At 61.1% G+C, this 26,327-nt stretch carries 28 protein-coding genes; 6 read left to right on the forward strand and 22 right to left on the reverse strand.

Annotation, left to right across the window (positions count from 1 at the left end; translation table 11 throughout):
- Positions 1–15: 15 nt before the first annotated feature.
- Entirely contained in the window at positions 16–885 is an 870-nt protein-coding gene (locus WOB96_RS07240) for a transglutaminase family protein (RefSeq protein ID WP_341370615.1), read from the forward strand.
- Here WOB96_RS07240 and WOB96_RS07245 read toward each other — a convergent pair.
- The 15 genes from WOB96_RS07245 to wrbA form a co-directional block, all read right to left on the reverse strand.
- Positions 882–2,117, reverse strand: coding sequence for a hypothetical protein (locus tag WOB96_RS07245; protein ID WP_341370616.1), 1,236 nt, complete (start codon positions 2,115–2,117; stop codon positions 882–884). The genes WOB96_RS07240 and WOB96_RS07245 overlap by 4 nt on opposite strands.
- Positions 2,118–2,143: 26 nt before the next feature.
- A complete protein-coding gene (locus WOB96_RS07250) occupies positions 2,144–3,118 on the reverse strand; it encodes an alpha-E domain-containing protein (protein WP_341370617.1) in 975 nt (324 codons plus the stop codon).
- Positions 3,105–4,565: a circularly permuted type 2 ATP-grasp protein gene (locus WOB96_RS07255; RefSeq protein ID WP_341370618.1), complete on the reverse strand. Its 1,461-nt coding sequence runs from the start codon at positions 4,563–4,565 to the stop codon at positions 3,105–3,107. The genes WOB96_RS07250 and WOB96_RS07255 overlap by 14 nt, the downstream gene beginning before the upstream one ends.
- Before the next feature lie 146 nt (positions 4,566–4,711).
- Positions 4,712–5,707 (reverse strand): XdhC family protein, encoded by a 996-nt coding sequence (locus WOB96_RS07260; RefSeq protein ID WP_341370619.1) that lies wholly within the window; start codon positions 5,705–5,707, stop codon positions 4,712–4,714.
- Position 5,708: 1 nt separating this feature from the next.
- Entirely contained in the window at positions 5,709–7,883 is a 2,175-nt protein-coding gene (locus tag WOB96_RS07265; RefSeq protein ID WP_341370620.1) for a xanthine dehydrogenase family protein molybdopterin-binding subunit, read from the reverse strand.
- Positions 7,880–8,350, reverse strand: a complete 471-nt coding sequence (locus WOB96_RS07270) for a (2Fe-2S)-binding protein (RefSeq protein WP_341370621.1) — start codon at positions 8,348–8,350, stop codon at positions 7,880–7,882. Before WOB96_RS07270 ends, WOB96_RS07265 begins: the two co-directional genes overlap by 4 nt.
- A gap of 15 nt (positions 8,351–8,365) precedes the next feature.
- Positions 8,366–9,436, reverse strand: a complete 1,071-nt coding sequence (locus WOB96_RS07275) for an NADH:flavin oxidoreductase/NADH oxidase (RefSeq protein WP_341370622.1) — start codon at positions 9,434–9,436, stop codon at positions 8,366–8,368.
- Positions 9,437–9,597: 161 nt separating this feature from the next.
- Positions 9,598–10,404 (reverse strand): SDR family NAD(P)-dependent oxidoreductase, encoded by an 807-nt coding sequence (locus WOB96_RS07280; RefSeq protein ID WP_341370623.1) that lies wholly within the window; start codon positions 10,402–10,404, stop codon positions 9,598–9,600.
- Positions 10,401–11,387 (reverse strand): aldo/keto reductase, encoded by a 987-nt coding sequence (locus WOB96_RS07285; RefSeq protein WP_341370624.1) that lies wholly within the window; start codon positions 11,385–11,387, stop codon positions 10,401–10,403. Before WOB96_RS07285 ends, WOB96_RS07280 begins: the two co-directional genes overlap by 4 nt.
- Before the next feature lie 63 nt (positions 11,388–11,450).
- Positions 11,451–12,359, reverse strand: a complete 909-nt coding sequence (locus tag WOB96_RS07290) for a DMT family transporter (RefSeq protein ID WP_341370625.1) — start codon at positions 12,357–12,359, stop codon at positions 11,451–11,453.
- Between the two features lie 37 nt (positions 12,360–12,396).
- Complete coding sequence (locus WOB96_RS07295; protein ID WP_341370626.1) at positions 12,397–13,425, reverse strand: methyltransferase domain-containing protein; 1,029 nt, start codon at positions 13,423–13,425, stop codon at positions 12,397–12,399.
- Between the two features lie 49 nt (positions 13,426–13,474).
- A complete protein-coding gene (locus WOB96_RS07300; protein ID WP_341370627.1) occupies positions 13,475–14,209 on the reverse strand; it encodes an SDR family oxidoreductase in 735 nt (244 codons plus the stop codon).
- Between the two features lie 14 nt (positions 14,210–14,223).
- On the reverse strand, positions 14,224–14,832 hold the full coding sequence (gstA, locus tag WOB96_RS07305) for a glutathione transferase GstA (protein WP_341370628.1): 609 nt from the start codon (positions 14,830–14,832) through the stop codon (positions 14,224–14,226).
- 60 nt (positions 14,833–14,892) lie between these two features.
- Entirely contained in the window at positions 14,893–15,963 is a 1,071-nt protein-coding gene (locus WOB96_RS07310) for an oxidoreductase (RefSeq protein ID WP_341370629.1), read from the reverse strand.
- Positions 15,960–16,583, reverse strand: a complete 624-nt coding sequence (wrbA, locus tag WOB96_RS07315) for an NAD(P)H:quinone oxidoreductase (protein WP_341370630.1) — start codon at positions 16,581–16,583, stop codon at positions 15,960–15,962. Before wrbA ends, WOB96_RS07310 begins: the two co-directional genes overlap by 4 nt.
- Before the next feature lie 205 nt (positions 16,584–16,788).
- On the opposite strand from wrbA, the gene WOB96_RS07320 reads away from it, so the two are divergent.
- Positions 16,789–17,145: a winged helix-turn-helix transcriptional regulator gene (locus WOB96_RS07320; protein WP_341370631.1), complete on the forward strand. Its 357-nt coding sequence runs from the start codon at positions 16,789–16,791 to the stop codon at positions 17,143–17,145.
- A gap of 142 nt (positions 17,146–17,287) precedes the next feature.
- Positions 17,288–17,455: a hypothetical protein gene (locus WOB96_RS07325; RefSeq protein ID WP_341370632.1), complete on the forward strand. Its 168-nt coding sequence runs from the start codon at positions 17,288–17,290 to the stop codon at positions 17,453–17,455.
- A gap of 202 nt (positions 17,456–17,657) precedes the next feature.
- Here WOB96_RS07325 and WOB96_RS07330 read toward each other — a convergent pair whose 3' ends face one another.
- Entirely contained in the window at positions 17,658–18,869 is a 1,212-nt protein-coding gene (locus WOB96_RS07330) for a glutathione-independent formaldehyde dehydrogenase (RefSeq protein WP_341370633.1), read from the reverse strand.
- A 186-nt stretch (positions 18,870–19,055) separates the two neighbouring features.
- On the opposite strand from WOB96_RS07330, the gene WOB96_RS07335 reads away from it, so the two are divergent.
- The 3 genes from WOB96_RS07335 (at position 19,056) to WOB96_RS07345 (ending at position 21,061) form a co-directional block, all read left to right on the forward strand.
- Positions 19,056–19,718: an SOS response-associated peptidase gene (locus WOB96_RS07335; protein ID WP_341370634.1), complete on the forward strand. Its 663-nt coding sequence runs from the start codon at positions 19,056–19,058 to the stop codon at positions 19,716–19,718.
- A gap of 377 nt (positions 19,719–20,095) precedes the next feature.
- A complete protein-coding gene (locus WOB96_RS07340; protein WP_341370635.1) occupies positions 20,096–20,596 on the forward strand; it encodes a response regulator transcription factor in 501 nt (166 codons plus the stop codon).
- A 24-nt stretch (positions 20,597–20,620) separates the two neighbouring features.
- The gene (locus WOB96_RS07345; protein ID WP_341370636.1) at positions 20,621–21,061 is read left to right on the forward strand and encodes a transposase; all 441 of its coding nucleotides are present in this window, start codon (positions 20,621–20,623) and stop codon (positions 21,059–21,061) included.
- A gap of 190 nt (positions 21,062–21,251) precedes the next feature.
- On the opposite strand, the gene WOB96_RS07350 is transcribed toward WOB96_RS07345, so the two are convergent.
- The 6 genes from WOB96_RS07350 to WOB96_RS07375 form a co-directional block, all read right to left on the reverse strand.
- Complete coding sequence (locus WOB96_RS07350) at positions 21,252–22,079, reverse strand: hypothetical protein (protein WP_341370637.1); 828 nt, start codon at positions 22,077–22,079, stop codon at positions 21,252–21,254.
- Between the two features lie 403 nt (positions 22,080–22,482).
- Positions 22,483–22,656 (reverse strand): hypothetical protein, encoded by a 174-nt coding sequence (locus WOB96_RS07355; RefSeq protein WP_341370638.1) that lies wholly within the window; start codon positions 22,654–22,656, stop codon positions 22,483–22,485.
- 57 nt (positions 22,657–22,713) lie between these two features.
- Complete coding sequence (locus WOB96_RS07360) at positions 22,714–23,103, reverse strand: hypothetical protein (protein ID WP_341370639.1); 390 nt, start codon at positions 23,101–23,103, stop codon at positions 22,714–22,716.
- A gap of 74 nt (positions 23,104–23,177) precedes the next feature.
- The gene (locus WOB96_RS07365) at positions 23,178–24,203 is read right to left on the reverse strand and encodes a helix-turn-helix transcriptional regulator (protein WP_341370640.1); all 1,026 of its coding nucleotides are present in this window, start codon (positions 24,201–24,203) and stop codon (positions 23,178–23,180) included.
- Between the two features lie 73 nt (positions 24,204–24,276).
- Entirely contained in the window at positions 24,277–24,471 is a 195-nt protein-coding gene (locus WOB96_RS07370; protein WP_479725477.1) for a nucleotidyltransferase family protein, read from the reverse strand.
- Positions 24,437–26,278 (reverse strand): GmrSD restriction endonuclease domain-containing protein, encoded by a 1,842-nt coding sequence (locus WOB96_RS07375; protein WP_341370641.1) that lies wholly within the window; start codon positions 26,276–26,278, stop codon positions 24,437–24,439. Before WOB96_RS07375 ends, WOB96_RS07370 begins: the two co-directional genes overlap by 35 nt.
- Positions 26,279–26,327 lie beyond the last annotated feature (49 nt).

Below are 26,327 nucleotides of genomic sequence, written 5' to 3' on the forward strand. Positions count from 1 at the left end.
GGCCCGGGAGTGCGCATGGGAATTCTGATCGCATTGCAGCATCGCAGCCAATATGCTTATGACCGCCCCATTCAGCTCGGGCCGCAGATCCTGCGTCTGCGTCCGGCGCCCCATGATCGCTCGCAGATTCGCCAGTATGCGCTGCAGGTCACGCCAGCCGAACACCATCTGTACTGGTTTCAGGACCCCTTTGCCAACCATCTGGCGCGCGTGCTGCTGCCCCAACCCACCCGCGAATTCACGGTGGACGTGAATATCACCCTGGACCTGCAGCCCTTCAATCCCTTTGATTTTCTGGTGGCGGACTATGCCGAGACCTATCCCTTCGCCTATCCGCAACCCTTGCGCCGGGCGCTGCTGCCCTACTTCGAACCGGAACCCGCAGGCGGATTGCTGCAGCAGTGGCTGGCCGGCATCGACCGGCGCCCAGCCAGCCTGATTGGCTTCTTGTTTGACCTGAACCAGCGGCTCCAGCGTGATCTGCGCTATGAGTTGCGCCTGGAATCCGGCGTGCAGTCCTGCGAGGAAACCCTGAGTCGCGCCTGTGGCTCCTGCCGCGACAGCGCCTGGCTGCTGGTGCAGATCCTGCGGCATCTGGGATTGGCGGCGCGCTTTGTCTCGGGCTATCTGGTGCAGCTTGACCCGGATAGCCGCGTGAACGGCACGGGAAATGATGATTTCGGCCTGCATGCCTGGACGGAGGTCTATGTGCCGGGTGCCGGCTGGCTGGGCCTGGACCCGACTTCGGGCCTGTTCGCCACCGAACAGCATATTCCGCTGGCCTGCGCGGCCGACCCCGAATGCGCGGCGCCGATCAGCGGCAGCCTGGAAGCCGCAGGGACGCACTTCAGTTTCACGCATCAGCTCCAGCGCCTGTCCAGCTAGCCTCGCCTGGGCGTATCCAGCGCGCGCAGCTCCCGATCCGCGCCGGCGGCCTCGGTCAGTTCGGCCACGTTGTCGCGCGTAAAGAATCCTTCGAAACCATCAAAGCGCTGCACATATTCGATGATCAGGGAAGAATGCTCGGAGGCGCTGGAGAATATCTGTTTCAGGCCCTCCTCGCGCGAGCCGACCACGTCCAGCAGGAAGTCCTTGCCGCTGTGCTCGATGGCACGCACCACGTAGTCGATATTGGCCTGCCCAGCCGTCATGCCATCACGCACCGCCAGGGCGAAATGATGCAGGCGCGGCCCGTAGTTGCGCACGAACTGCTCGGTCGGCGAAGGCAGTTGCAGCAGGTGGTTGACGAAGTAGGGATGGTTGGCGGCGGTGAAGACCTTGGCCGGGCTGCGCGATTCCTGCGCGCAGTGCAGGCTCTTGGTGACATTGGTCGAGGAATTCTGGTCGGCGATGTCGAAGGAGCCCCAGTAGTAATAACTCGACAGGCTCAGGTATTCCAGAATCGCCACTTCGCGGTTCTGGCTGTAGACCCGCGTGGCGAGATGGTCAATGGGCAGGATCAGCCGGTCGATGCCAAGCCGCGCCTGTTGCTCCTTGGCGTATTCGTAGCCCGACTGGATGTCCGCCAGGATCCGGCTCTCGCCGAGCTGATAGATGCGCAACTGCTGCTCCGGCCTTTCCCAGTAACAGACGATGTTGTGCGTGTAGGGCGAGGGCTTGCTCACCGCCAGGTTGGTCGGGAGCTCCATGCTGGCCAGCTGCTCGGGACTGAAGAAACGGATTTCGCGCGCCTGCTGGCTTCTGACCACGGCATCGAGATCAGTCACCCGCAGGATCTCGCCCATATAGCGGGAGTTGGGCTTGAGGCTGCCGATGGGATACACCTCATTGAGGCTGCGAAACACCCCGCGCAGCTCGGGATTGCGCACCTCGCGCACCAGGATGTCCGGGCTTTCCAGGTCGATGCGCAGCACATGGGTATGGTGCTGGGCGCTTTCCAGGGTGACGAGATAATGGTAGGGCGTCATCAGTGACAGTTCCGCCACGTAGTCGCGCGCGTGCCCAGGCTCCACGGTGATCATGAGTGCATCGATCTCGCGGATCATCTCGCTCAGGCCGGAGCGGTCGCGGTCTTCCAGCAATCTTTCCAGAAACTCCTCGAAAAAGCCCGAATTCAGCTTGTCGCCATGCCGCGGCTGGCGCGGGGAAGAACCCATGCGGTACTCCTCGTGTGGTTGAATGCTCAGTTCTGCGTCTGGCTCTGACAGTAGACCGGTGCCGGCCGGGGCGCGCAGTCATAGCGGAAATAGGTTTCGCTCAGGGCTTCGTGAATCACCCGCAGGTTCTGCTGCAGGCAGTCGAGGGCGGCATGCAGGCCGTCCTTGACCAGGGCATCGGGTTGCAAGGTGGCCAGATTGTCGAGCGTCACGCTGATCGAGGTCCGAGCCGCCTGTGATCTGGGCAGCACCTGCAGGCAGTCGTCCACTTCCAGCAGGCAAAACAGCACGGAGCGGGGAAAGTGCGGGTGGCGCAGCAGAAACTCGATGACATCGGCGCCCCGTACCCGCACCTCGACATGCCGTCGATAGGCCTGATAGGCGTCCAGCGAGCGGAGCACGGCCATCCAGCGCAGATTGAAGTACAGCGTCGGTATTTCGTTTGTGCTCAGCAGCTTGCTGGAATTGACGTCCAGTATCCGGGAGGTCATGTCGGCACGTTCGAGATTGCGCCCAAGGCGCAGGAATTGATAAGGCGCATCATGGCTCATGCTGCCTGCCAGCATGCCGACGATGGCCTGGCGGCGGCGGATCAGGCCGGTGAGGCGGTCGAAACGCTTGCCTCGGTCCAGCGTCGCTCCCAGCGAATCACGGGCATAGAGATAGAGTTCATTGATCTGCTCCCAGGTCTCCCGCGGCAGGATCTCGCGCAGTCCACGCGCGTTGTCGCGGGCCAGCTTCAGGCAGGCCAGGATAGAATTCGGATTCTGATCGCTGCGGATCAGAAATTCCATCAGACCTTCCTCGTCGGCCTGGGCCGTGGACTGACGATAGCGCGGGTCGGTGCCGATGATATCCAGCAGGGCCTGCCAGACGAGATCGGCATCCGCCGGCAGATCCAGCAGCAGAATCGAGGTCACATTGATCAGGCGCGCGGTATTCTCGGCCCGCTCCAGGTTGCGTGCCAGCCAGTATACGGATTCCGCGTTACGCGACAGCATCAGCTTCTCCTTCCAGATCGACGATCCAGGTGTCCTTGCTGCCGCCCCCCTGGGAGGAATTGACCACCAGCGAACCCGGCTTCAGGGCCACCCGGCACATGCCGCCGGGCGTCACGTACTGATCTCGCGCCTGAAGGATGAAAGGCCGTATATCGATATGGCGAGGCATCAGCCGGTCGCCATCGAAGGTCGGCACGGTTGAGAGCGAAAGGGTGGGCTGGGCGATATAGTTGCGCGGATTGGCGAGGATGCGCTGGCGGAAGTTTTCCCGCTCCTCGACACTGGCATGGGGCCCGATGAGCATGCCATAGCCGCCGGATTCATTGGCCGGCTTGACCACCAGCTTGTCGAGATTGGCCAGGACATGTTCGCGCGCCTGCTCATCGAAGCAAAGAAAGCTCGGCACATTGGGCAGGATGGCATCCTGGTCCAGATAGTAGCGGATCATGGCAGGCACGTAGGCATAGACGGCCTTGTCGTCCGCCATGCCCGCCCCGGGCGCGTTGGCAATGCCCACCTTGCCCTGGCGCCAGGCGCGCATCAGGCCGGGAACGCCGAGCATGGAATCCGGTCGGAATACTTCGGGATCGAGAAAATCGTCATCGATGCGTCGATAGATGACGTCGATGCGCTTGAGCCCGGCAATGGTGCGCATATAGACGCAGTCATCATCCCCCACCAGCAGATCCCGGCCTTCCACCAGTACTGCGCCCATCTGCTGGGCCAGATAGCTGTGCTCGAAGTAAGCCGAGTTGTAGATGCCAGGCGTCAGCACCGCGACGCGGGGCGTATCGCCGGGCCGTGGCGAGAGCGTGCAGAGCATCTCGAACAACTGGGCGCTGTAGTCATCGACCGGGGCCACCCGATAGCTTTTGAACAGCTCGGGAAACAGCCGCTTCATGATCAGCCGGTTTTCCAGCAGGTAGGATACGCCAGAGGGCACCCGCAGATTGTCTTCCAGCACGTAGTGCGTGCCGTCCCTGTCACGCACCAGATCGGTGCCACAGACATGCGCCCATGCACCAAAAGGGGGCGATACGCCCTGGCAGGCGGGCCGGAAATTCGGGGAGGCATGCAGCAGTTCTGCCGGAAAGACGCCATCGCGGATGATGCGCTGGTCATGATAGATGTCGTCGATGAAAAGATTCAGCGCAATCTGGCGCTGGCGCAGACCGGCGTCGATCCGGCGCCATTCACGGGCGGTCAGGATGCAGGGCACGAGATCGAACGGCAGGGCGCGATCGATATTGTCGCCGTCGCTGTATACGGTGAAGGTGATGCCCATGGTCATGATGGCGGCATCCACGATCTGGCGGCGCTCCAGAATCTCCGCCGCGCTCAGGCGATCCAGATAATCACAGAGAGGCCTGGCGGCCGGACGCGGGCGGCCATCGGGCTGGATCAGTTCGTCATAGAGCGCGAAAGAGGGATAGTCCGTACAGTTCAATTCGATCCCTCCGCTTGAAGTCCGAAAATGGCTGAAGCCGGCGACTCGGCCACACAAGGGAGGAATGCCCAGGGCGATTCCAGTCCAGATGCAGACCTAGCCGCCACTCATCAAGCCATTGCATGAACCATGCCAGAGTATGCGAATCAGGCCTGAACCGCGAGCGGGAAGGATAAGGGACTGCTGACTTCCGGCACGGGTGCGAGCCGCCGTCCATGGCGCAGGGCGGTGAGTTCGGCGAGGATGGCGATGGCGATCTCGGGCGGGGTGCGGCTGCCGATGGCTAGGCCCACCGGCCCATGCAGGCGGGCGATGGCGGCTGCGGGCAAGTCCATCTCCGAGAGCCGCGCCCGGCGCCGGGCATTGCTGGCGACCGAGCCCAGGGCACCGACGTAGAAGGCATCGGACAGCAGGGCTTCGAGCAGGGCCAGATCATCGAGCTTGGGATCATGGGTGAGCGCGATGACGGCGGTGCGGGCATCCGGCGCGCGCGCACGCAGCAGATCATCCGGCATGGCGGTTGAAAGCTGGGTGCCGGCCACTTCCCAGCCACCCGCATATTCCTCGCGCGGATCGCAGACGATGATCTCGTAATCGAGCGCCTGGGCCATCTGCGCGAGATAGCGCGAGAGCTGGCCGGCCCCGATCAGGATCAGTCGCCAGCGCGGCCCGTGCACCAAACTTAGCAGCCGGCCATCCCAGTCGAAGTCGGGCTCGTCCCGCCCGGCCAGCAGCCGCACCTGCCCGCTCAGGCTGTCCACTTCGCGCAGCACTGGCTGACGCTGATCGAGCTGTTCCAGCAGGGCATCGATCCAGGCAGGCTCCGGCTGGGGTTCCAGCAGGAGCTGCAGGCCACCCTGGCAGGGCAATTGCAGCCGCTGGTTTTCCGCCGGCGTGCCGCCAAAGCGCAGCACCTGGGGCGTGGCGGGCCAGTGGCTTTGCAATTGCGCGATCAGCTCGGCCTCCACGCAGCCGCCCGACACCGAGCCCGCCAGCAGGCCATCGGCGCGGATCGCCAGCAGGGCGCCTGGCGGTCGCGGGGCCGAGCCGTAAGTCGTCAGCACGGTGACGAGCGCCGCCCGCTCGCCAGCGCCGCGCCAGCGGGAGAGCTGGCGCAACACCTGTACGTCGACGCCTTCCATGTCAGGCCTTGAACTGCAACGGCAGGCTTCTCAGACGCTGGCCGGTGGCAGCGAAGACGGCATTGGCCAAGGCCGGCGCCAGGGGCGGCACGCCGGGCTCGCCGACGCCGCTGGGCTTGGCGCCACTTTCGACGAAATACACTTCCACCGGCGGCATCTCGTTCATGCGCAGCGCCGGATAATTGTCGAAATTTGTCTGCTGCACCTGGCCATTTTTCAAGGTGATCGGACCTTTGAGCGCCGCGGTCAGGGCATAGGCCACCGAACCTTCCACCTGGGCGCGCACCGTGTCGGGATTGACCATCATGCCGCAATCGATGGCGCAGACCACCCGCTGAACCTTTGGCTGGCCGTTTTCCATGCGCAGGTCCACCACCTCCGCCACATGGCTGCCAAAGGACTTGTGCACCGCAATGCCCTGGAACACCCCGGCCGGCGCCTTGCCCCAGTTGGCCTTCTGCGCCGCCAGCTCCAGCACGCCGAGCTCGCGCGGGGATTTGGTCAGCAGCGCGCGGCGATATTCATAGGGGTCCTTGCCGGCCGCATGCGCCACCTCGTCGATGAAGCTTTCCTTGGCGAACGCCGTGTGCGAGTGGCCCACCGAGCGCCAGAAACCGATCGGCACGCCGGTTTCCTGACGCACATAGTCCACCAGGATGGCCGGGATGGCATAGGCGATGTCTTCGGCGCCTTCCACCGAGGAAGGATCAATGCCCTTTTTCACCATCTGCGGCATGGCGCGGCTCATGATGGAATCCGTCACCACCCGGTGCTGCCAGGCCCGCGGCGCGCCCTGCTCATCGATCCCTGCCTGCAGCGCGTGATAGCTGTAGGGCCGGTAGAAGTCATGGGTCATGTCCTCCTCGCGGGTCCAGACCAGCTTGATCGGCTTGCCGGTGGCCTTTGCCACCATGACAGCATCGGCCACGAAATCCTGCTCGAAGCGCCGGCCAAAGCCCGTACCCAGCAAGGTGGTATGCACGATGACCTTTTCAGGCGGCATACCGGTGATCTTGGCGGCAGTCATCTGCACGCCGGTCTGGGCCTGGGTCGGCACCCAGACCTCGCAGATGCCGTCATGCAGGAACGCGGTACAATTCTGCGGTTCCATGTTGGCATGTGAGGCAAAGGGCACTTCATAGACGGCCTGCAGCTTGCGGGGGGACTTGTCCATGCCGCCCTTGAAGTTGCCTTCCTGGCGCGCCACCTTGCCCGGTTCGCGGGCCAGCTTGGCGGCCTGATCGTGAATGGACTCGCTGCTGAGATTGGCGTTCTTGCCCGGCTCCCAGGTGATCTTCAGGGCCTGCAAGCCCTTGCGCGCGGTCCAGAAATCACTGGCCACCACCGCCACGCCATTTTCCACCGGCACCACGGCCTGCACGCCGGGGATCTTTTTGGCGGCCGCCTCATCCACCTTGCCGACCTTGCCGCCAAACACCGGGCTGTGGGCGACGGTGGCAATCAGCATGTTCGGCACCTTCACATCGATGCCATAGCCGGCCGTGCCATTGGTCTTGGGCGGGGTATCGGTGCGCGCCATCGGCTTGCCGATGATGCGAAACTCGCTGGCGGGCTTCAGCGGCGGGTCCTGCGGCACCGGCATGCCCGCCGCCGCCGTGGCGAGCTGACCGTAGCTCAGGGTCTGGCCATTGGCGGGGTTGCGCACCACGCCCTTTTCAGTGGTGAGACTGGCGGGCTCGACCTGCCACTGCTTTGCAGCCGCGCTCACCAGCATCACGCGCGCTGCAGCACCGGCCTTGCGCAACTGATCCCAGCTCGACGGCACGCTGGAGCTGCCGCCGGTAGCCTGCATGCCCAACATGGGATTCTTGTAGACCTCGTCCGCCGGGGCTTGCTCCAGCTTGATGCGGCTCCAGTCGGCATCGAGATCCTCGGCCACCAGCATGGGCATGGAGGTCAGCACGCCCTGGCCCATCTCCGACTTGTCCACCACGATGGTGACCACGTCGTCGGGGGTGATGCGTATCCAGGCATTGGGTTTGAAGGGCGCCTGCTGAGCGCTGGCCTGCGTCGCCGCGCCGCTGCCTGCCGCAGCCCCAGCCGCCGCCGGTGCGCGTTTCTCCTCGCGCCCGCAACCAGGCAGCATCACACCGAGGGCAAAGCCCCCACCAAGCAGGGCCGAAGCCCGCAGAAACTCACGCCGGTTCATGCTCATGCCGCACCTCCCTGAGTATCATTGCCCGCCGCCTGATGGATGGCGCGGCGGATGCGGTTGTAAGTGCCGCAGCGGCAGATATTGCCGGACATGGCGCTGTCGATGTCGGCATCCGAGGGCTTGGGATTGCTCGCCAGCAGGGCTGCCGCCGACATGATCTGGCCGGACTGGCAGTAGCCGCATTGCGGCACCTCCACGGCGATCCAGGCCTTCTGCAAGGGATGGCTGCCATCCGGCGACAGGCCTTCGATGGTGGTGATCTTCTTGCCCGCAGCCGCCGAGATCGGGGTTACGCAGGATCGGATCGCCTGACCCTCCAGATGCACGGTACAGGCGCCGCACTGGGCGATGCCGCAGCCGTACTTGGTACCAGTCAACCCCAGATGATCGCGCAGCACCCAGAGGATGGGCGTGTCCGGGGTCACATTGACGTTCTGTTCCTTGCCATTGACCGTGAAGGCAACCATGTTTTTCTCCTTGATTTAGCGGGTTCTGGCCCGGACGTACTGCACCGGCCAGTCAATGTCGGCATGTAGATCCTGGGCGGCGTGCAAGGGCCAGTATGGGTCACGCAGCAGTTCGCGCGCCATGAACACCACGTCCGCCAGACCCATGGTGATGATCTGCTCGGCCTGGAAGGGATCGGCAATCAGCCCCACCGCCCCGGTGGCGATACCGGCTTCGTTACGAATGGCGGTGGCAAAGGGCGTCTGATAGCCCGGTGCCGCGGGGATCTTCGCATCCGGCGTCATGCCGCCGCTGGAGCAGTCGATCAGATCGATCCCGAGCGCCTTGAGGCGTTTCGAGAACTCGATGCTCTGCGCCAGATCCCAGCCGCCCTCGACCCAGTCCGTGGCCGAGATGCGCACGAACACCGGCCACTTCGCTGGCCAGGCATCGCGCAGGGTGCGCGCCACGCGCAGCGGAAAGCGCATGCGATTCTCGAGACTGCCGCCGTAGTCATCCTCGCGCCGGTTACTGATGGGCGACAGGAACTCGTGCAGCAAATAACCGTGGGCCATGTGGATCTCGATGACCTCGAAACCCGCCTCCAGGGCGCGTTTGGCCGCCGCCAGGAAATCCGCCTCGATGCGATCCAGCTCCTCGATGCCCAGCGCCCGCGGCTCGGGGAAGTCCGGCGAAAACGCCACAGCGCTCGGCGCGACCACCTGCCAGCCGCCGGCCTCGGGCGGCACCTTCTTGCCGCCTTCCCAGGGCACGGCGGTCGAGGCCTTGCGCCCGGCATGCGCGAGCTGAATGGCCGGCACCGCGCCCTGTTCCTTGATGAAGCGCGCAATCGGCCGCAGGGCATCGCGCTGGGCATCGTTCCAGATGCCCAGATCCGCTGGCGAGATGCGCCCCTCGGGCGAGACCGCCGAGGCCTCGGCCATTACCAGCCCCGCGCCGCCCACGGCCCGGCTGCCGAGATTGACCAGGTGCCAGTCATTGGGCATGCCCTCCTCGGCCGAGTACTGGCACATCGGCGAGACGAACAGGCGGTTGCGAATCTCGAGTTCGCGCAGCTTGATGGGAGTGAATAACTGACTTGGCATATTGGCTCCGTCTAGAAAGTCATCATCTGATAGCCATCGTGCACCATATGGACCAGGTCGCCGCCGAACGCAGGGCCATTTCCACCTTGACCGGATCTTTCATGTCCGGCCCCAGGACGACTGCAAGTTTGCTCATGTTTTTTCTCCTGAACAAGGGATATTCAGCCTGCCGCCTCGAGCATGGCCTTGGGCGATTCACTCTTCCAGCGGACAGCATCGATGCGTTTTCCGGTGACGGTATCTGCATCCGATGACAGCAGCCAACGCAGAGGCGGCACCACGATTTCCGGAGCGAGCAGATCCCGCCGGGCCTGCTCCGGCATGCTGTCCGGGATCATGCCGGTATTGGTCGCTCCACCGGGCAGCAACGCGTTGACGGTGACGCCACTACCGGCCAGGTCCTGGGACCAGATGATGGTTTCGGATTCCAGCGCCGCCTTGGAGGGGCCATAAGGAGAAAACCCGGCGCGGCGCATGGTTTCCCGATTCATGGAGATGTTGACGATGCGCCCCCAGCCCTGAGCGAGCAAATGCGGCACCGCGGCGCGGGCCATCAAAAATGGCCCGTTCACGTTGGTATCGATCACCATGCGCCAGACCACTGGATCCACTTCCCAGAAGCGCGTCGGCTCGCTGAGAAAGGTCTCGCTGACATATTTCATGCCACGACCGGCATTATTGATCAGGATATGCAGCCCGCCCAGTTCCCGAATGGCACTATCGACCACCCGCTGGCAGTCTTCCGGCCGGGTCACGTCGGCCAGCAGGGGCAACACGCAGTCCCGGCCGGTTTGTGCGCGAGCCTGTGCCGCCACGGACTCGATCTCCGCACTTTCACGGGCTGCGGTGATGAGCACCTTGACACCCGCCTCGACAAGGCCCAGGACCATGGCCCGTCCCAGCCCGCGCCCACCCCCGGTGACTATGGCCACCTTGTCCTGCAGGGAGTCTGGCGAAGCGGTATTCATAGATTCACCATCTGCATGCCGGCCTCGGTATAACGCGGCCCGGCTACGGCATCCGGCGGGAAGGCGCTGTCCAGGCGCGCGAGATCATCCGCCGAGAGATGCACATTCACGGCGCCGACGTTTTCCTCCAGGTACCGGCGTTTCTTGGTGCCGGGGATCGGCACGATGTTCTCGCCCTGTGCCAGCAACCAGGCCAGCGCCAGTTGCGCCGGGGTGCAGCCCTTCTCGCGCGCCATATTCTGCACCTGCTGCAGCAAATCGAGGTTGCGCTGGAAATTCTCGCCCTGGAAACGCGGCGAGTTGCGCCGGTAGTCATCCGCCGGCAGGTCCTCGAAACGCTGAAAGCGGCCGGTGAGAAAGCCGCGCCCGAGCGGACTGTAGGGCACGAAGCCGATGCCAAGCTCGCGGCACACGGGCAGGATTTCCGCTTCGGGATCGCGGGTCCAGAGGGAGTATTCGGTCTGGATGGCGCTGATCGGATGCACGGCATGAGCGCGGCGGATGGTCTGCACGCCAGGCTCCGACAGCCCGAGATAGCGCACCTTGCCGGCCTGTACCAGATCCGCCATGGCGCCGACGGTCTCCTCGATGGGCGTATCGGGATCGACGCGATGCTGATAATAAAGATCGATCGTGTCCACCCCCAGGCGCTTGAGGCTGGCATCACAGGCGGCACGCACGTACTCCGGGCGACCATTGACGCCACGATAGCTGCCGTCGGCACGGCGCTCGAAACCGAATTTGGTGGCCAGCACCACACTGTCCCGCTTGCCGCGGATGGCACGGCCCACCAGTTCCTCGTTGGCGCCCATCCCATACATATCGGCGGTATCGATCAAGGTAATGCCGAGTTCCAGGGCCCGGTGCAGGGTCTCGGTGGATTCGGCATCATCCTGACCGCTGTAAAAGTCCGACATGCCCATGGCCCCCAGGCCGAGCGCGGAGACGCGCAGGCCCTTGCTGCCCAACTGTCGCTGTTGCATGGTGCACTCCTTTCGATCAGCAAAGATCCGTATGACAAGCATCAGCCTGATGGCTGATGGCGCTCACTCCTGCGCGGCCGCTAGCGGCACCCGTTCCCGCCCCTGCCAGTGTTGCCAGCTCACCAGGGCCAGCGCAATCAGGATGCTGAGCATCCCCAGACCCTCCCAGCGACCCGGCACCTCCCCAAGGTGCGCCCAGGCCGCGAAGACACCGATGAGCGGGGTGAACAGCATGGACATGCCCGCAATCCCGGCCGAGAGCCGCTGCAGGGCATAGGACCACAACAGCCAGGCCAGTGCATTGGCAGGCAGGGCATTATAGGCGAGATCCAGCACAAAACGCGGCGTCCAGCGGATCTGCATCGGCTCGATCGCCCAGGCAATCAGCAACAGTACCATCCCGCCCAGCAGCATCTGCCAGGCCGTGAGATTCATCATGTTGACCTGCCGGTCCTGGCCCAGTTGCTTGAGCAGAATGGCCGAGATAGCCCAGCACAAGGCAGACAGCAAGCCGAACAGCGCGTTGGCGTAGCCCGTGTGATGGCTCCAGGGCGCCAGCAGCACGATGATGCCGCCGAGCACCAGTCCCAGCGCAGGCCACTGCAGGCCGTGAACACGCTCGTGCAGCAGGGGCCAGGCCAGCAGGATCAGCCAGACCGGCATGGTATAGACTAGGATGGCGGTCTTGCCCGCCCCGCCGTATACCAGCGCCAGAACGGTAAAACCGACGAAACCAGTGGTCTGCACCAGCCCAAGCGGCAGCATCTGACGCCAGGGCGGCGGACGCAGCGAGACACCCAGCAAGGGGCTGATGGCCAACAGCACGCCGGCGCCAACTGTCGCGCGCAGGCCCGCGAAGAGGAAGGGCGGACTGTATTCCAGGGCATCCTTCATGAAGATCCAGTTATAGCCCCAGATCAAGGACAACAGCGCCAAGGCAGCGAGCGGGCCCGCTGACGATTTGCCTTGCATGCAATTTTCCCGAAAGTGAGCTCAGGCCATCGACCAGCTAGACCGTAGCAGGCCTGCGTCCGGTGACCACCGCCTCGCGACCGTTGACGAAGAGATGCACTTCGGGCTCCAGCCCCACCGCCTCGAAAGCCGCGGCAATCTCTTCAGGACGCAGGAAATGATTGCCCTGCACATGCTCCGTGAGATTCTGGAAGGCCACCGGCCGGCGGGCGGGATCACGCAGGTCTCCGCGCCTTTCCGGCCAGGCCGGTTCCCAGATCACCGCCACGCCACCGGGCTTGAGCTGATCGCGCAGGATGCCAAACACCGTGTCCTTCTCGTCCCAGACATGATGCAGGGCGCGGTTCATGGCAATCAGGTCGGCCGGCTCGTCCGAGTTGAATTCGTAGATGTCGCCCTGGGCAAAGCGCAGCCGCTCACGCAGTCCCGCGGTCTCGGCACACGCCGTGGCCTGATCGATGTTTTCGGCAAAGCCATCCAGGCCCAGGCCACGCAGGCCGGGGAAATTCCGGCACAGGGCACGCAGATACCAGCCATTGCCACAACCGAGATCGATCGCCAGCCCGCCACGCGCCGCGACCTCCTGATAGGCCTTCAGATTGGGCAGGATCTCGCGCTCCAGCAGCGGCCCGAACTGATATTCGAGCATCGGCCCGAACCAGGGCAGGATAGTCTCGCGCTCGGCCAGCACTGATTCGCCCGGGCGCTCGCCGGTGCGCATCAGCCCCGCTGCGCGCTCGCTCATGTGCGCCGAGAGCACGGACTGCACTGCAAAGGGCATCAGGGTGCCGGGTCGATCCGGCAGGAAGGCCTGGCCCAGTTCGGACAGGGCAAAGCCATCCGGCGCGCTTTCATCCACCAGCCCAAAGGCATAGGCGGCATCGATCCAGCGCAGGACATAGCCCGCGTCCATGCCCGTGGCCTCGGCAAGCGATGGCACACTGGCCTGACCCAACCGCTCCAGCTGGCCGAAAAGCCCGTTGACCACCCCAATATAGGCGATATTCAAAAGCAGCGCGCCCTGGGCCTGCTGCATGACGGTCTGACGCAATTCTCCTGGAAGCATGGTTTGTCCTTATTTCTTGATTGAAACACGCCAGCAGGGCGCACGAACGCTAAGGATAGGTTTGCTTGGTGGGCATCACCAGTAGTTCCTGGACATTGACATTGGCCGGCTGGGCGAAGGCATAGACCAGGGCGTGGGCGATGTCCCCGGCCTGTAAAGCCTCCAGTTGGTCGCGGCGTTGCTGCATGGCTTCGGCGGGCACGTTATGCCCCCACTGGGTATAGACCGCGCCAGGCTCGATCAGGGAAATCCGGATGCCCTCGGGGCCGAGCTCCTTTCTGAGCGCGTCATGAAAGCCCACCACCGCGAACTTGGTCGCATTGTAGACTGCCCAGCCTTCGATGCCGTGCCGCCCGCCCACGCTCGACACCGAACTGATCATGGCGCCGGGACGCCCGCGCAGCAGCGGAATGGCAGCCTGGGTGCAGTTGAGCACGCCATAGAGATTGGCGTCGATGGTCAGCCGCCACTCCTGTGGCTTGCTGTCGGCAAAGGGGCCGTTATAGCCGACGCCAGCGTTGTTGAACAGGAGATCCAGCCCGCCAAAACGCGCGCGGATGGTCTCGAACAGATGCGCCACCTGCTCACGATCACCGACATCGGTGGCTACCGCCAGGGCACCCTCGCCCAGCTCGCCGGCCAGCGCCTCGATGCGATCACGGCTGCGCGCCGCCAGCACCACCTGCACGCCCTCTGCCACCAGCGCCCGGGCTGCCGCCTCGCCGATGCCACTGGAGGCGCCCGTCACCAGCGCGATCCTGCCCTTGAGATTCTGCAGTTCCATGAGAGCTCCTCGTCCTATCCGGCCAGGCCTTCTTCCTGCATGGTCTTTGCCACCGCCGGCCGTGCCGCCACCCGGGCGGCAAAGTCGAGCAGCGCGGGCCAGCGCGAAAAGTCCAGGTCCAGAAAATTGCGCCAGTTCAGAACGGTAAAGAGATAGATGTCGGCAACGCTGAAAGTCTCACCCAGCAGATATGGCGATTGCTGCAGCCTTGCATTCACATAATCCAGACGCGGCTGCAGACGCTCGAACTGGGCGTCCCGCTGCTCTGGCGTCAAGGCCGGATTGAACATCTGGCCCAGGCCCTTGTGGATCTCGGTGGCAATGAAGTTCAGCCATTCCTGCAGGCGGTAGTGTGCCAGTGTGCCGGCCGGGGGGGCCAGGTGCAGGTCCGGGTTCTGATCGGCCAGATACTGGAGGATGACCGCGACCTCGGTCAGCACCTCGCCATCATCCAGTTGCAGCGCCGGCACATAGCCCTTGGGATTGATGTTGCGATAGTCGACCCCTGCGGCGCTGCGCTGGCTGGCAAGGTCCACCTGATCCAGGGTCGCCTGCAATTGCGCCTCATTGAGCGCGATGTGTACCGCCATCGAACAATAACCTGGCACGAAAAAGAGTTTCATGGATGCACTCCTGCATGGGAAGGTCGAACCGGACCAGGTCTCATCCCGGCCCGGCAGGTTTCAGGGTAAGGGTTCCGCCGTATAGGCGATATTGGCCTCCTCGGACCGGTACAGCGGCAGCGGCTTGCCCTCGCGCACATCATTGACCCAGTTCGGGTTGAGCAGCATGGACTTGGCCGACAGCGCAATGTCCGCATCCTTCAGGGCATCCTCGGCACTGGCGCGATCATGAATCTTGCCGCAGATCATCAAGGGCATGTCCGTGACCTCACGCGCGAGCTGGGCCACATTCCTGTCCGTGCCAAAGGCCATGGCGAAGTATTCATAGGCCGAGATGGAAATGGCATCGATGGGCTCATCGGAGAGGAAGCGCACCACCTGCTGATACTCCTCGCGGCTGCCAAACAGCGATACATCCATGTCGGCAATGCCCCAGTCCGAAATCCGCACCGTGAGCAGCCGGTCCTCGGGCACCACCGCGCGCACCGCCCGGATCGCCTCGTGGAAGAAGCGGTAGCGGTTGTTGAGCGAACCGCCGTATTCATCTGCGCGCTGATTGGAATAGCTGGCAAGAAATTGATGGATCAGATAGCCGTGCGCGCCATGGACCTCCACGCCATCGAAGCCCGCCGCAATCGCACCACGCGCGGTCTCCACAAAACCCTTGATGACGTGTTCGATATCAAAGCGGCTCATGGCATCCGGCACCGGATAGGGCTCGCCGGTCAAAGGGTTGATTTGCTTGAGCGCGAGCGCGCTGGGGGCGATGCTGCGCCGCGCCGGATTCACCTCGGGCCAGGCCATGCGCCCACAGTGAAACATCTGCATGATCGAGACCGCGCCAGCCGCGCGGATGGCATCGGTCACCGACCGCCAGGCGTCGATCTCGCGCTGCGTGGTCAGCCGTGCCTGCCCGGGATAGCCCTGGGCACTTTCGTAATCCGTCACAAGCGCTTCGGTATAGACGATGGCCGCGCCGTTTTGCGCCCGGCGCACCAGAAAATCCAGCACGTCCTGGCGCGGGATGCTGTCGCCGGAGGATGACATGCGCGTCATCGGCGCCACGCCCAGGCGGTTCTTCAGCCGGAAGCCCTTCAACTCAAACGGTGAGAAAGCCTTTCCGTCACTCATGATCCCACCTTCAGCCGTTTGGCGATCTCCGCGACATGCCGGCCCTGGAAGCGCGCCATGCCCAATTCTGCCTCGCTCGGCACACGGCTGCCATCGCCGCCCGAGATGCTGCTCGCGCCATAGGGTGAACCGCCATGGATGACGTCCATGCCCATCTGCCGTTGTTCGGTATAGGGCAGGCCGACGATGATCATGCCCTGATGCAACAAGGAAACGTGCGTGGTCAGGATCGTGCTTTCCTGGCCCCCGTGCTGGGTTGCCGAGGTCACGAAAACGCTGCCGACCTTGCCCACCAGGGCGCCTGAGAGCCACAGCCCGCCAGTCTGATCGAGAAAGTTGCGCATCTGCGCCGCCATGTTACCGAAACGGGTCGGCGTGCCGAAGATGATGGCATCGGCCTCGGCCAACTGCTCAGGCCGCATCACCGGCACATCGGCGAAGGCCTGTTGCGCCTGGGCCGCGCCGCTGGCCTCCAGCTTGTCCTGCGGCACCAGCTCCGGCACCCGGAACAACTGCACCTCGGCGCCCTCCACCTCGCGCGCGCCTTCGGCCTCGGCCTGCGCCATCTGCCAGGTATGGCCATACATGCTGTAGAACACCACGGACACTTTCACAGACATGGACTATCTCCTCTCATTGAAGATGCGTGTGTGATAGTCGGCAAAGCATGGCGATCCACGCGCTTTGTGTAAAGTATGCAGTTTTTGGTAAGATACTCACTTGACAGTTCCATACTTACTTCAAGGAAACGTATGGTTCAGACAGAGTGAACAGCTTAACCAGTAAATACGCCTGTCAATACGGGCGAAGGTCGAGGGAAAGAAGATGCCGGAAGGAGAACATTGCGCCGTCGAGGTCACCCTGCGGGTGATCGGCGGGCGCTGGAAGGTCTTGATACTGCGGGAACTGTTCACGGGCACCAAGCGCTTCTCGGAGCTGCAGCGCGGCATCATCGGCGTCACCCAGAAGATGCTCACCCAGCAGCTGCGGGAAATGGAATCAGACAGCATCGTCCACCGCAAGGTCTATCCCGAGGTCCCGCCCAAAGTGGAGTACTCGCTTACCCCGCTGGGCGAAAGCCTCTGGCCCATCCTCATGACCATGCACGACTGGGGCATGCGGCAACTGAGCGAGATCGGCCAGGTGCCTGCGCCCCTGGTGCAGGATACCGGGAGTAGCTAAACGGGCTGAGCTCAACTTAGTATTGCGTCAACCCGAACCCATATTCAGACACCGCTCAGATGCGGCCCGGAAGCCCTACCCGGTCCGCTTTGCAAGCCAGGGTAAGCCCAACTATCATTAACTATCAATTCATCACAAATTGATGGTTAATGAAACTGCCGCTCGCGCCGCGAGGCACCTGCGCAATATGCCCGCGCCTATCTCCACACGAAAAGACGGCAACGACACCACCTACCTCATCCTGCATCAGCTTGGCGTCATCCGCCAGGCCATTACCGCCCTGCATGACCATCTTGGCCGCCAGGCATAAGCACAGCGCAATGCGGAGCGCCTGTTACGCAACGCACCCGCCTTGCACGAGCATCTCAATCACCGGCAAATTGCCCTGCTCACAGACAAGCAATCCAGCGGATTTCGAGAAACGGGTTGAGGGTGGATTTTCCATCAAAGCTCCTCCTGTTGGCACTACCAGCTACAGGACGCATGCCGAGAACCGGCATGCGCCATAAAAATCAGGAAGCGTAATGCTGCTTTTCCCGGAACTGGATCAGCACCTTGGTATAACCATCGATGCGCTCATCGAACTTCTCATAGGCATCGGGCGCCTGATCGATCTGGATGCGATGACTGACGATCTGGCTGGGCTTGGCCCGGCCCATGATGATCAGGTCGCGCAGATACTCGTTGAACTGCTTGACCGGACACTGGCCCATGCCGACCGTCACCGCCTTGTCGAAGAACTCGGCAATCGGCAGCGGGAAGACACCCTTTCTGGCTGAATCGCTGGCAGCTCCCGGATCCGGCGCGATATATACCCCGACGATCCCGATATGACCGGCGGCGTTGACCAGCCGGACCATGTTGTCCAGCACCTGCGTGGGATTCTCGCGGCTGTAGTCCTGGTCGTCGCGCGCCTGATAGCCCACGGCATCGATCACGCAATCCACGCCCTTGAGCTTTTCCTCGCCGGGCCGCAACCGCTGTTGCAGCGCCTGATTCGCCTGGCGCAACTGGAAGATCTGCTCCACCGGGTCGCCATCCCGGACGTTGATCGGCGTGGCACCAAAGGCGCGGGCCTTCTCCAGCCGCTCGGGGATGAAATCGATCACATAGATCTCCGAAGCCCCCTTGAGCGAAGCGCTCAGTGCCGCCATCAGGCCCACCGGCCCGGCACCGAAGACGGCCACGCTCCGGCCCGGCCCCACATGGGCCAGCTCGGCGCCAAAGTAGCCTGTCGGGAAGACATCGGCCAGCATGATGAAATCCTCTTCCCATTCATCGAAAGGCTCGCCCGGCAGCTTCAGGCAGTTGAAGTCGGCATTGGGCACCAGCACGTACTCGGCCTGGCCGCCCTGATAGGGTCCCATACCGGCATAGCCATAAGCCGCGTGCGGCTGCTGCGCGTTCATGGTCAGGCACATGTTGGTATACCCGCGGGTGCAGTTGTGACAGAAGCCACAGGCGATATTGAAGGGCAGTACCACACGGTCACCCTTGCGGATGCTGCTGACCGCCTCGCCCACCTCCTCGACCACGCCCATGATCTCGTGCCCGACCACATGCCCGGGCTCCAATGGCGTCCGCCCCTCGTACATGTGCAGGTCACTGCCACAGATCGCCGTGGTCGTGACCCGCAACACCGCATCCCGCGGACCGGCCTTCGCAGGACGCTCCCAGTCATTCACCTGCATGTTGCGCTCGCCTTCGTACACGACAGCTTTCATGATCATCTCCTTTCGCCAGGCCAAGATGCAATTTTGGACTGCCCATGCATCGGGAGGTTCTGGAAAGAGTCAGCCAGCGAAAGACAGAATCATCAGACCAAAGGAGGTGTCGCGCTGCTGGTGCATAAAATCCCAACCCGCCTTCGATCGCTTGTTGGAACAAGGCGCTGGGGTTAGGATCAGCGCATGTGTGGACGCTATAGCCTGGGCCGATCCCACCTGACCCAGCTCTCAGCCACGCTGGGGCAGGAATTCCCGCCGCTTGCCGCGCGCTACAACATCGCGCCGGGCCAGGATGTGCCCTGCATTCGTCAGGATGGATCGGGTTATGTACTGGAACAACGCCACTGGGGCCTGATCCCGCCCTGGGCCAGGGACACCCGCTTTGGGCAGCATACGATCAATGCCCGGGCCGAGACGGTGGCCGACAAACCGGCCTTCCGCAGCGCGTTTCGCCGGCATCGCTGTCTCATTCCCGCTGATGGTTTCTACGAATGGCAGACCACGCCACAAGGCAAGCAGCCATGGTATTTCCGGCTGGCATCCGGGCAGGACTTTGCCTTCGCCGGGCTCTGGGAACATTGGGAGAGGCCAGACCAGGTGGTCGACTCCTGCACGATCATCGTGCGGGCGGCCAATCCCCTGGTCAACGCCGTGCATGACCGCATGCCGGTCATTCTCGATCCCGCGGATTACGTCACCTGGCTTGATCCTGCCCAGCAGGACCCGATCTTCCTGCAGACACTGCTGCAAGCCTACCCGGAGGAGCTGATGCAGGCCTGGCCCGTCAGCCGGGCGGTGAACGCCTCGCGTGTTGATTGCCCGGAATTGATTGAGCCGGTGGGATAGAGACTTTACATTCTCGGCCCATGTAGAAGAATTTGCGGCCAGTTCATCACTCTCTGCATCTTACGCATGTCTTGTGCACCTCAGAGGAGAAACCCAAATGGTCTTTCTCTTTACAGCCCTTTATTAGATGTAGTTCCAGATCTATCCGCATGGTAGTCTGTACAGGAGAAGCTATGCAAAACGCATACCAATCCGAAAAGCTATGCCTTGCTTGCCGTTGCCTGATGCTCTTTCAAAGCCAAGACGAGCGCAGTCAATCGCAAGGGTCAGGGTTGACTGATTCATATTTTAAACAATGGGGCCAAACTCGATTGAGAAGCACCAGGCCCAAGTATGATGATTAACATCGACGCACCAATACTCCCCAAGGACGCAATATGAAGAATCAGCCCAACATTGAACATCCCTCGCCCCAGGACGCAAAATCAGCGTTGGAAACTTGGCGAATACTGTTCCTCGACAACGCCGCCAACATTGAGCAGCTGAAAACGTCCTGTAAAAAAGGCGGATACGATGTTGTGGGTTCGACCACCATCAAAGATTCATGGGCGTTTCTCAATGGGAAGGATCATGTCGACGTCATCGTCTGCGCCGCGCACCTTGAAGAGGAGTCGATGTTCCATTTCCTGCAGGATGTACGTGCCAACAAGATGCACGGCAAGACAGCGTTTCTGATTTTATCTCTTGAGCCGGGTATTTCGGCCGCGCGAATAGACCGTTCGACGGAGCGCGTGGGCATGTTGCTGGGCGCTGACGGCTATCTTGTCATGCCGGTATTTGACGCGGCCGAGTTGATCACCCAAATACAGCTGCTGCAGCCGGCGATCCCAATGCTGCAACAGTCGGCTACGGAAGAGGAGAAAAAAAACGCGGGGTAGAAAACCTACCTTCTCCTGGCGCGGATGGAGCAGCTGATTCCTTGGCCGCAGCTGGAAGCCCAGATCGGGCGCCACTATCCCCAAGGGAGCCAGGGCCGGCCACCGTACCGCTTGTCCGTCATGCTCCGGGTGCACTGTCTGCAGCTCTTTTATAATCTCAGCGATCCGGCCATGGAAGATGCGCTGTACGAGATTGCCTCCATGCGCCACTTCGCCGGGCTGCGCCTGTCTGATCCCTTGCCCGATGAGACCACCATCCTCAACTTCCGACATTTCCTGGAGCGCCATGACCTGGGCCAGGTCGTGTTTGCCCTGGTGAACCAGCATCTGGCGCAGCACGGTCTGATGCTGCGCGAGGGCAGCATCCTGGATGCCAGCATCATTGCCGCCCCCAGTTCCAAAGAACCAATCTGGCCAGGAATACCCACCGGCTGTACTGGCTGGCAGCCTTTGCCAACCTGCTGATCGGTAGTAGATACACGTCATCACGGGCGTAGTGCGCCCAAGTTCCGCCAATTAGTCGGAAATCGGGCCGAAAGCAAACAGATAAACCGGGAAACTCGGCTGAAATCCCGGAGTTTCGGACCAGTACCGGCGCCAGAGCCCGAGATCAGCCGTTGTTCAGAGGTTCTCTCAGACAAGAATCATTGATACGTTACTTCGTGGCAACTGAAATAATTTTTACTGCCAACCCCCCTCCAGGGACAAAGGTGTTTAATGCTTCTGCACCGATATCGAATAGCACCTCACGATCTGATATCTTACCCATGTATTTTTTAAAGCTTTGCCCATTACCGAACACTTCTCCACTCAGGCCGTCAACCTCAACGATTCCAATCTTTCCTTTTGAACTCCATGTATACTCAAAGGCAAACACAGGCCTATAGTATAGATGCATAGATTCTATCTCTGATTCATCAGCGATGATTTCATCAGCGTCAACTGCTTTAGCAATTTTGCTAGTGACCTCCTGAATCAGGTACGCACCTCGGACTTCAGGCTTAAGAAATTCTTCTCCTTCAGGTTTTTCTACCTCCTCAGGGCGATACCTCTTTAGATATTCCTGATGATCTCTCGTCTTCCGAGCATCTTTCATACCATCCAAAAAGCTTTCGTGAGCAATTTCTTTTGCACAGGTTTCAACGGCGTCAATTGTAATAACCCTGAGGGGAAAATCTCTTGGCTGGTACTCCTCTCCATTTACATTGATTATTTTAGCATCTAGATTCGTAATCGGCACACTGTATTTTGTTGAACGCCTAAACTCCACACGTCGCCTAGCCTTAACGAACCAGAACGGCTCGAACCGCTTTTCCACTCCCGTATTAATTATTTCTTCTTCTTTTGGCTTATCCCAGAACTTCAGCTTTGTCAATGTTCCAAATGCGTCCATTTTCTTTTTCTCGGCATGCTCTTTCGCAGCCGACTCTGGAAAAGTTTCCTTAAATACAAATACCTTCTTTGCCTTATCTGAAAGCAACATATCTTTACCCACCCATTTTCAAATGATTGATATTTTAAAGTTGGATCGCGCGGGAATTTACCAGAATCTCTCTTGGCTATTCGGGCCTCTCCTATCGGGCGCGGCGCAGGCCGATCTCGTAGGTTCAGAGCACCTTACTGGCTTTGCTCCTGCCATCCTACACAGCACATCATAGGGCCTGAAAGCCAGCCACCACCTCCTACCGCATCTGACACCACTATATTGATGAATTCGTTCATTTTGCGGGTCATGGGTTTCGTGTGCGGCCTGGCCGTTCAGCTTCTGGTCTTTGGGAGAATAGTCGGATCAGGCTGATTATGCCAGATCATCCGGCTTCAACTATCGCAGCCCTGTCAGGATGCCGAATACCAGCCCGCGTCTGAGCATATGAGACCCGATACGCTCAGTCCCACCGCAACCCCGGAAAGTCCGGGTACCACGCACTATGGTCGCCTTCGTGGTTGTCCATGCCCGGCCGGGTGAGGTCGCCCTTGGGCGGCGCATAGCTGGAGATGCGGCGTTCGGGCTGCTCGTGCCAGCTGAGATTGAAGGCCGCCAGCTTGGGGAAAAACGACATGCTGCCATACGGCAGGTGGTCGTGAATCCACCAGGCCAGCGCGCGCCAGTCCGCTCCTTACTCGTAGCGGTCTGCGAACCAGGGGATCACGATGCAGGCGGTCGCGCCCTTGTGGCCGGCCGCATCGCGCCGGTCCCAGATGTGGCGGGCATGGTTGGCCTCGTTCGAGGCACAATTGAGCTTGTGGTGATTGCCGAATTCGTTCACAGCGCAGGAGCGATAGGCGGAACGTATGGTGATGCGCCCGAAGGTGGCCTGTAGCGGTTCGAGCAAAGTTTCGCAAAGTTGCCGGCCGACCTCGATGGCCAGGTCCGGGTCATCGGGAATATTGGGTATGCCATGGAAGTTGGCGATTTCGCTGTACAGAAAGTCGCGCATGTAAAACGACCGCGACAGCCTCACCCGGCCCAGGGTCTCCAGTGCTTCCATACTTTGTGGTTTGCGCATGCGTGCTCCGGGCCTGTGTATCTTGATGGATAGGGACAAACTGCCTGCCTCGCTATGTACCATTCTTCGAAGATCTATTCCTCTTTCCCACATACCGCATCCGCTACAGGGGCTTGATAGCGTTGGTGCAGGTTATTGCACATCTGCGCAAAGTAGGCACGCAGGTACTCGGGTGCAAGCACCTCGACCTCATCGCCGATACCCAGCAGCCACCAGCGCAGTTGCCGGCTGTCTTCCAGCGTGGCGCGCAGCAGCATGCCGTCTTCAGCGGGCTGGAGTCGCTGATCCGGGTGCAGCGGCATCTCCTGGAGGTAACGGGCCACCGAGTTGCTGACCCAGAGCCTGAGCGCGATGGGCTGGTCTACCAGCGGATACTGAAAGGAGCGACGCACATACTCGCCAAGCTCAAAGCCCTGGGGCAGCTCGCGCGCGCTGTCGAGCAGGTTTGCTGTGCGCATGCGGTGCAGGGCGTAGTGACGGGGCTCGGTGTACTGCCAGGCAGTGGCCACGAGATAGAACACGCCGTCCCGATACACCAGTCCCAGCGGATTGAGCTGCATGGCCCGGGTCTCTGTTTGCTGGTGACGCGCATACTCGACCCTCACCTGCCGGTTCTCCAGCAGGGCCGTCTCGAGCGTGGTCTGCACTTCGGGCAATACCACCGGAGGCTGCAGCACCTGACCGCGATGGGCGATGCGCACCCGTTCGGTCCAGGTAGCCGGCCCCGAAGCCTCCCCGGCCTGCTGCAACACGACGGCAGCCTGATCAAAGTGCGGCTGGAGATGGATCATCGTGCTATGGGGGAAGATCGGGTGCAGTAACTCACCAGCCATGTGAAAGGCCAGCGCAGTATGCAGGTCCATGCCGGGCAGGTCCCAGAGCGGGGCGCTCTTTGTCCAGAACCAGCCAAAGGGCTTGTCGCGCTCATCACTTTGCAGCGGAAAGGCTACCGACAGATCCTGCAGATCCCGCTGAATGCTTCGCAGCGAGATTGAATAGCCCTGATTCTTCAGCTTTTTCTGTAACTGCTCGGCCGTGATCTTATGGGGTGCGTGCGGGATCAGGCGCAGCATGCTCATCTGGCGCAGCAGGGCGGACATGCAGAACTCTCCGGGAGTTAACAGATTTCAGAATGCCTGTACCGGCATCCTGTAGGCCGGAAACAAATGTCGCTCATACAGGTTGCGCCTCCGCGAGCACCTGATCGCGGATTTTTGGTGGCAGATCACCTGGGGTCGGCAAATCGACATCGATGCCTAGCAGATCTTCCAATTCGGCCTGCAGTCCGCCTAAGTCAAACAGCGTTGCCCCAGGGGACGCATCCACTAATACATCAAGATCGCCACTCTTGACCTTCACTACTTTCATCACTAGATGCTGGTTCGCTATCAGCAATCACGCGTTTTCCCATTACCTGTTCGATCAGGTTCAAAAGTGCTTGCTTCCGCATATGATAGAACTCATTGAAGTCATCGTTACGCAATGTCTGAGCAGGAATGCAGTGACTAGCCAGAATGTCATCCATTGCTGTGTCTACAAGCTGAACCTGTTGATGCTGTTGCAGGCGCTTTAGATAAAGCGATGGTGCTGCACCACCGATCATTCGGTTGGCTTTGTAAGAAATGGGCGTTTTGTTGATGATTGCATCGTACTGTTTTCGCCTGATGCCCTGTTTCTCACACCAGTCACGAGGAAAAATGTGATGAATGTCCAGCGCCACTTCCTCGGCGTCCAACTCCTTAATATTGGCCTTCCAGAAGAAATCCCGGGCTCCTTCGCGCAGAACCAGCACATTGATTCCCTTGTAGGCTGCACTGAGGCGAGATGTCAGGCGATCCAGGCGGTCTGGCTGAAAAGCGGCGTCAGCGATGGTACGAGGCTCGTCTGCGCCCCCTTCGATCCAGCTCAATAGTTCTTCCACATCATTGGCGATGCGGGTCTCAACTGCCCCACCATAAAGTTCACCCAGAACACCGCACCAATACCATCGTGCCAGCTTGGTATGGATGCGCGGCTCCAGCCAGCGTTCCCCAAGCAATGCCAGTACGGCAGCCAAGGGCGCGAGCTGAGTTCGATAAGGCAGATCACGCGGATTGGTGAGGCATTCCTTACGCAGGAATTTCGCGGCCAGCATAAATCCTTTTTCTACCTGCTCTGCCCAATCCCGGTAAGCCGCCAAAGGCAACGAGAGAATGGCCGACCGTTTGGCACTGACAGGTGTTATCTGCTTATCCTTCCGCCCTGCGGCAATATCTTCCCGGCGACGTTCCAAAGTGTACAGTAAAGTAACTGCCTGAAGAAAGTCAGTGGCCTCTACCCCGGCCAGCAAGGGTTCCCTGAACAAACGACGTTGACGTGAAGGCACATTACGCAAATTGCTCCCGAACCAGTCATCGCGCAAATTGTATCCGTCAGCAGCATAGCTGGCCGTTATAAGCTCGAAGACTGAAAGCGGCACACCGCCGGTATTCACTTTCTCAAAGACCAGACAAACCGCTTCCTTGGAGGTTTCCTTTTTCAGCTCTATAAGTGGCAGCTGGTAGCTACGAAATGCAGTAAGGATTTCCTTGCGAAATCTCATGTACTGGCCGAAGCACTCGGGCGCGTGTTCCTGCAGGCTTTCTTCCCAACTGTCCGAGTTAAGAATCTCGCTGCAGGGGAAATAAAGCTGGCGACACTCCAACTCGCGACTGGACAGATCCAGCACCACGTCACGACCGAAGTTGGCCTTCTGCTTGCGATCCGGCTCGACGGCGAGCAAGGCGTCATCCAGCCGATCCGGCCCTTCCAAGGCGGTTAAAATGTGCAGATAATAGTAACGCTCGATTGGCTTGCCTTTGTTATCACGCGTCTTGACCGTGCCCTTGAGGGCCAGCACCTGGGTCAAGGAAGTAAGACGCTGCTGACCATCAAGGATCAGGGATTCCGCTTCCGGCGGTAAACCGAAAAAAGGCACATTCTCCACTGGCCGCACCTGAAAGCGGGCTTCGCCACCAGTTTCCAGCAGCATGACCGCACCAACTGGAAATGAGCGGGCAATGCTGACGAGAAGCCCACGCACATGCTCATCATCCCAAACCCAGCCACGCTGAAAATCCGGCAGCTGAACCTTGCCCTTGACGATGTCACCCAGGATATCGGGCAACAGACGCTTGGTACTATCAAAAGTGCTCATATCCCCTTCCCTTTTTTGATCCAAGCCACATTCATGGCATGGCGAGGCC

Source organism: Thermithiobacillus plumbiphilus (genome assembly GCF_038070005.1).
GTDB lineage: Bacteria > Pseudomonadota > Gammaproteobacteria > Acidithiobacillales > Thermithiobacillaceae > JBBPCO01.

Bases quoted from the DNA above. Each gene is read 5' to 3' on its own strand.
- WOB96_RS07325 (WP_341370632.1), top strand. From the start codon at position 17,288: ATGGTTAATGAAACTGCCGCTCGCGCCGCGAGGCACCTGCGCAATATG.
- wrbA (WP_341370630.1), bottom strand. From the start codon at position 16,583: ATGTCTGTGAAAGTGTCCGTGGTGTTCTACAGCATGTATGGCCATACC.
- WOB96_RS07355 (WP_341370638.1), bottom strand. From the start codon at position 22,656: ATGTCGTTTTTCCCCAAGCTGGCGGCCTTCAATCTCAGCTGGCACGAG.
- WOB96_RS07320 (WP_341370631.1), top strand. From the start codon at position 16,789: ATGCCGGAAGGAGAACATTGCGCCGTCGAGGTCACCCTGCGGGTGATC.
- WOB96_RS07260 (WP_341370619.1), bottom strand. From the start codon at position 5,707: ATGGAAGGCGTCGACGTACAGGTGTTGCGCCAGCTCTCCCGCTGGCGC.
- WOB96_RS07365 (WP_341370640.1), bottom strand. From the start codon at position 24,203: ATGTCCGCCCTGCTGCGCCAGATGAGCATGCTGCGCCTGATCCCGCAC.
- WOB96_RS07280 (WP_341370623.1), bottom strand. From the start codon at position 10,404: ATGAATACCGCTTCGCCAGACTCCCTGCAGGACAAGGTGGCCATAGTC.
- WOB96_RS07285 (WP_341370624.1), bottom strand. From the start codon at position 11,387: ATGCAACAGCGACAGTTGGGCAGCAAGGGCCTGCGCGTCTCCGCGCTC.
- WOB96_RS07350 (WP_341370637.1), bottom strand. From the start codon at position 22,079: ATGTTGCTTTCAGATAAGGCAAAGAAGGTATTTGTATTTAAGGAAACT.
- gstA (WP_341370628.1), bottom strand. From the start codon at position 14,832: ATGAAACTCTTTTTCGTGCCAGGTTATTGTTCGATGGCGGTACACATC.
- WOB96_RS07265 (WP_341370620.1), bottom strand. From the start codon at position 7,883: ATGAGCATGAACCGGCGTGAGTTTCTGCGGGCTTCGGCCCTGCTTGGT.
- WOB96_RS07330 (WP_341370633.1), bottom strand. From the start codon at position 18,869: ATGAAAGCTGTCGTGTACGAAGGCGAGCGCAACATGCAGGTGAATGAC.
- WOB96_RS07270 (WP_341370621.1), bottom strand. From the start codon at position 8,350: ATGGTTGCCTTCACGGTCAATGGCAAGGAACAGAACGTCAATGTGACC.
- WOB96_RS07295 (WP_341370626.1), bottom strand. From the start codon at position 13,425: ATGCTTCCAGGAGAATTGCGTCAGACCGTCATGCAGCAGGCCCAGGGC.
- WOB96_RS07340 (WP_341370635.1), top strand. From the start codon at position 20,096: ATGAAGAATCAGCCCAACATTGAACATCCCTCGCCCCAGGACGCAAAA.
- WOB96_RS07275 (WP_341370622.1), bottom strand. From the start codon at position 9,436: ATGCCAAGTCAGTTATTCACTCCCATCAAGCTGCGCGAACTCGAGATT.
- WOB96_RS07245 (WP_341370616.1), bottom strand. From the start codon at position 2,117: ATGGGTTCTTCCCCGCGCCAGCCGCGGCATGGCGACAAGCTGAATTCG.
- WOB96_RS07370 (WP_479725477.1), bottom strand. From the start codon at position 24,471: ATGAAAGTAGTGAAGGTCAAGAGTGGCGATCTTGATGTATTAGTGGAT.
- WOB96_RS07345 (WP_341370636.1), top strand. From the start codon at position 20,621: ATGGAGCAGCTGATTCCTTGGCCGCAGCTGGAAGCCCAGATCGGGCGC.
- WOB96_RS07335 (WP_341370634.1), top strand. From the start codon at position 19,056: ATGTGTGGACGCTATAGCCTGGGCCGATCCCACCTGACCCAGCTCTCA.
- WOB96_RS07310 (WP_341370629.1), bottom strand. From the start codon at position 15,963: ATGAGTGACGGAAAGGCTTTCTCACCGTTTGAGTTGAAGGGCTTCCGG.
- WOB96_RS07240 (WP_341370615.1), top strand. From the start codon at position 16: ATGGGAATTCTGATCGCATTGCAGCATCGCAGCCAATATGCTTATGAC.
- WOB96_RS07300 (WP_341370627.1), bottom strand. From the start codon at position 14,209: ATGGAACTGCAGAATCTCAAGGGCAGGATCGCGCTGGTGACGGGCGCC.
- WOB96_RS07250 (WP_341370617.1), bottom strand. From the start codon at position 3,118: ATGCTGTCGCGTAACGCGGAATCCGTATACTGGCTGGCACGCAACCTG.
- WOB96_RS07290 (WP_341370625.1), bottom strand. From the start codon at position 12,359: ATGCAAGGCAAATCGTCAGCGGGCCCGCTCGCTGCCTTGGCGCTGTTG.
- WOB96_RS07375 (WP_341370641.1), bottom strand. From the start codon at position 26,278: ATGAGCACTTTTGATAGTACCAAGCGTCTGTTGCCCGATATCCTGGGT.
- WOB96_RS07360 (WP_341370639.1), bottom strand. From the start codon at position 23,103: ATGCGCAAACCACAAAGTATGGAAGCACTGGAGACCCTGGGCCGGGTG.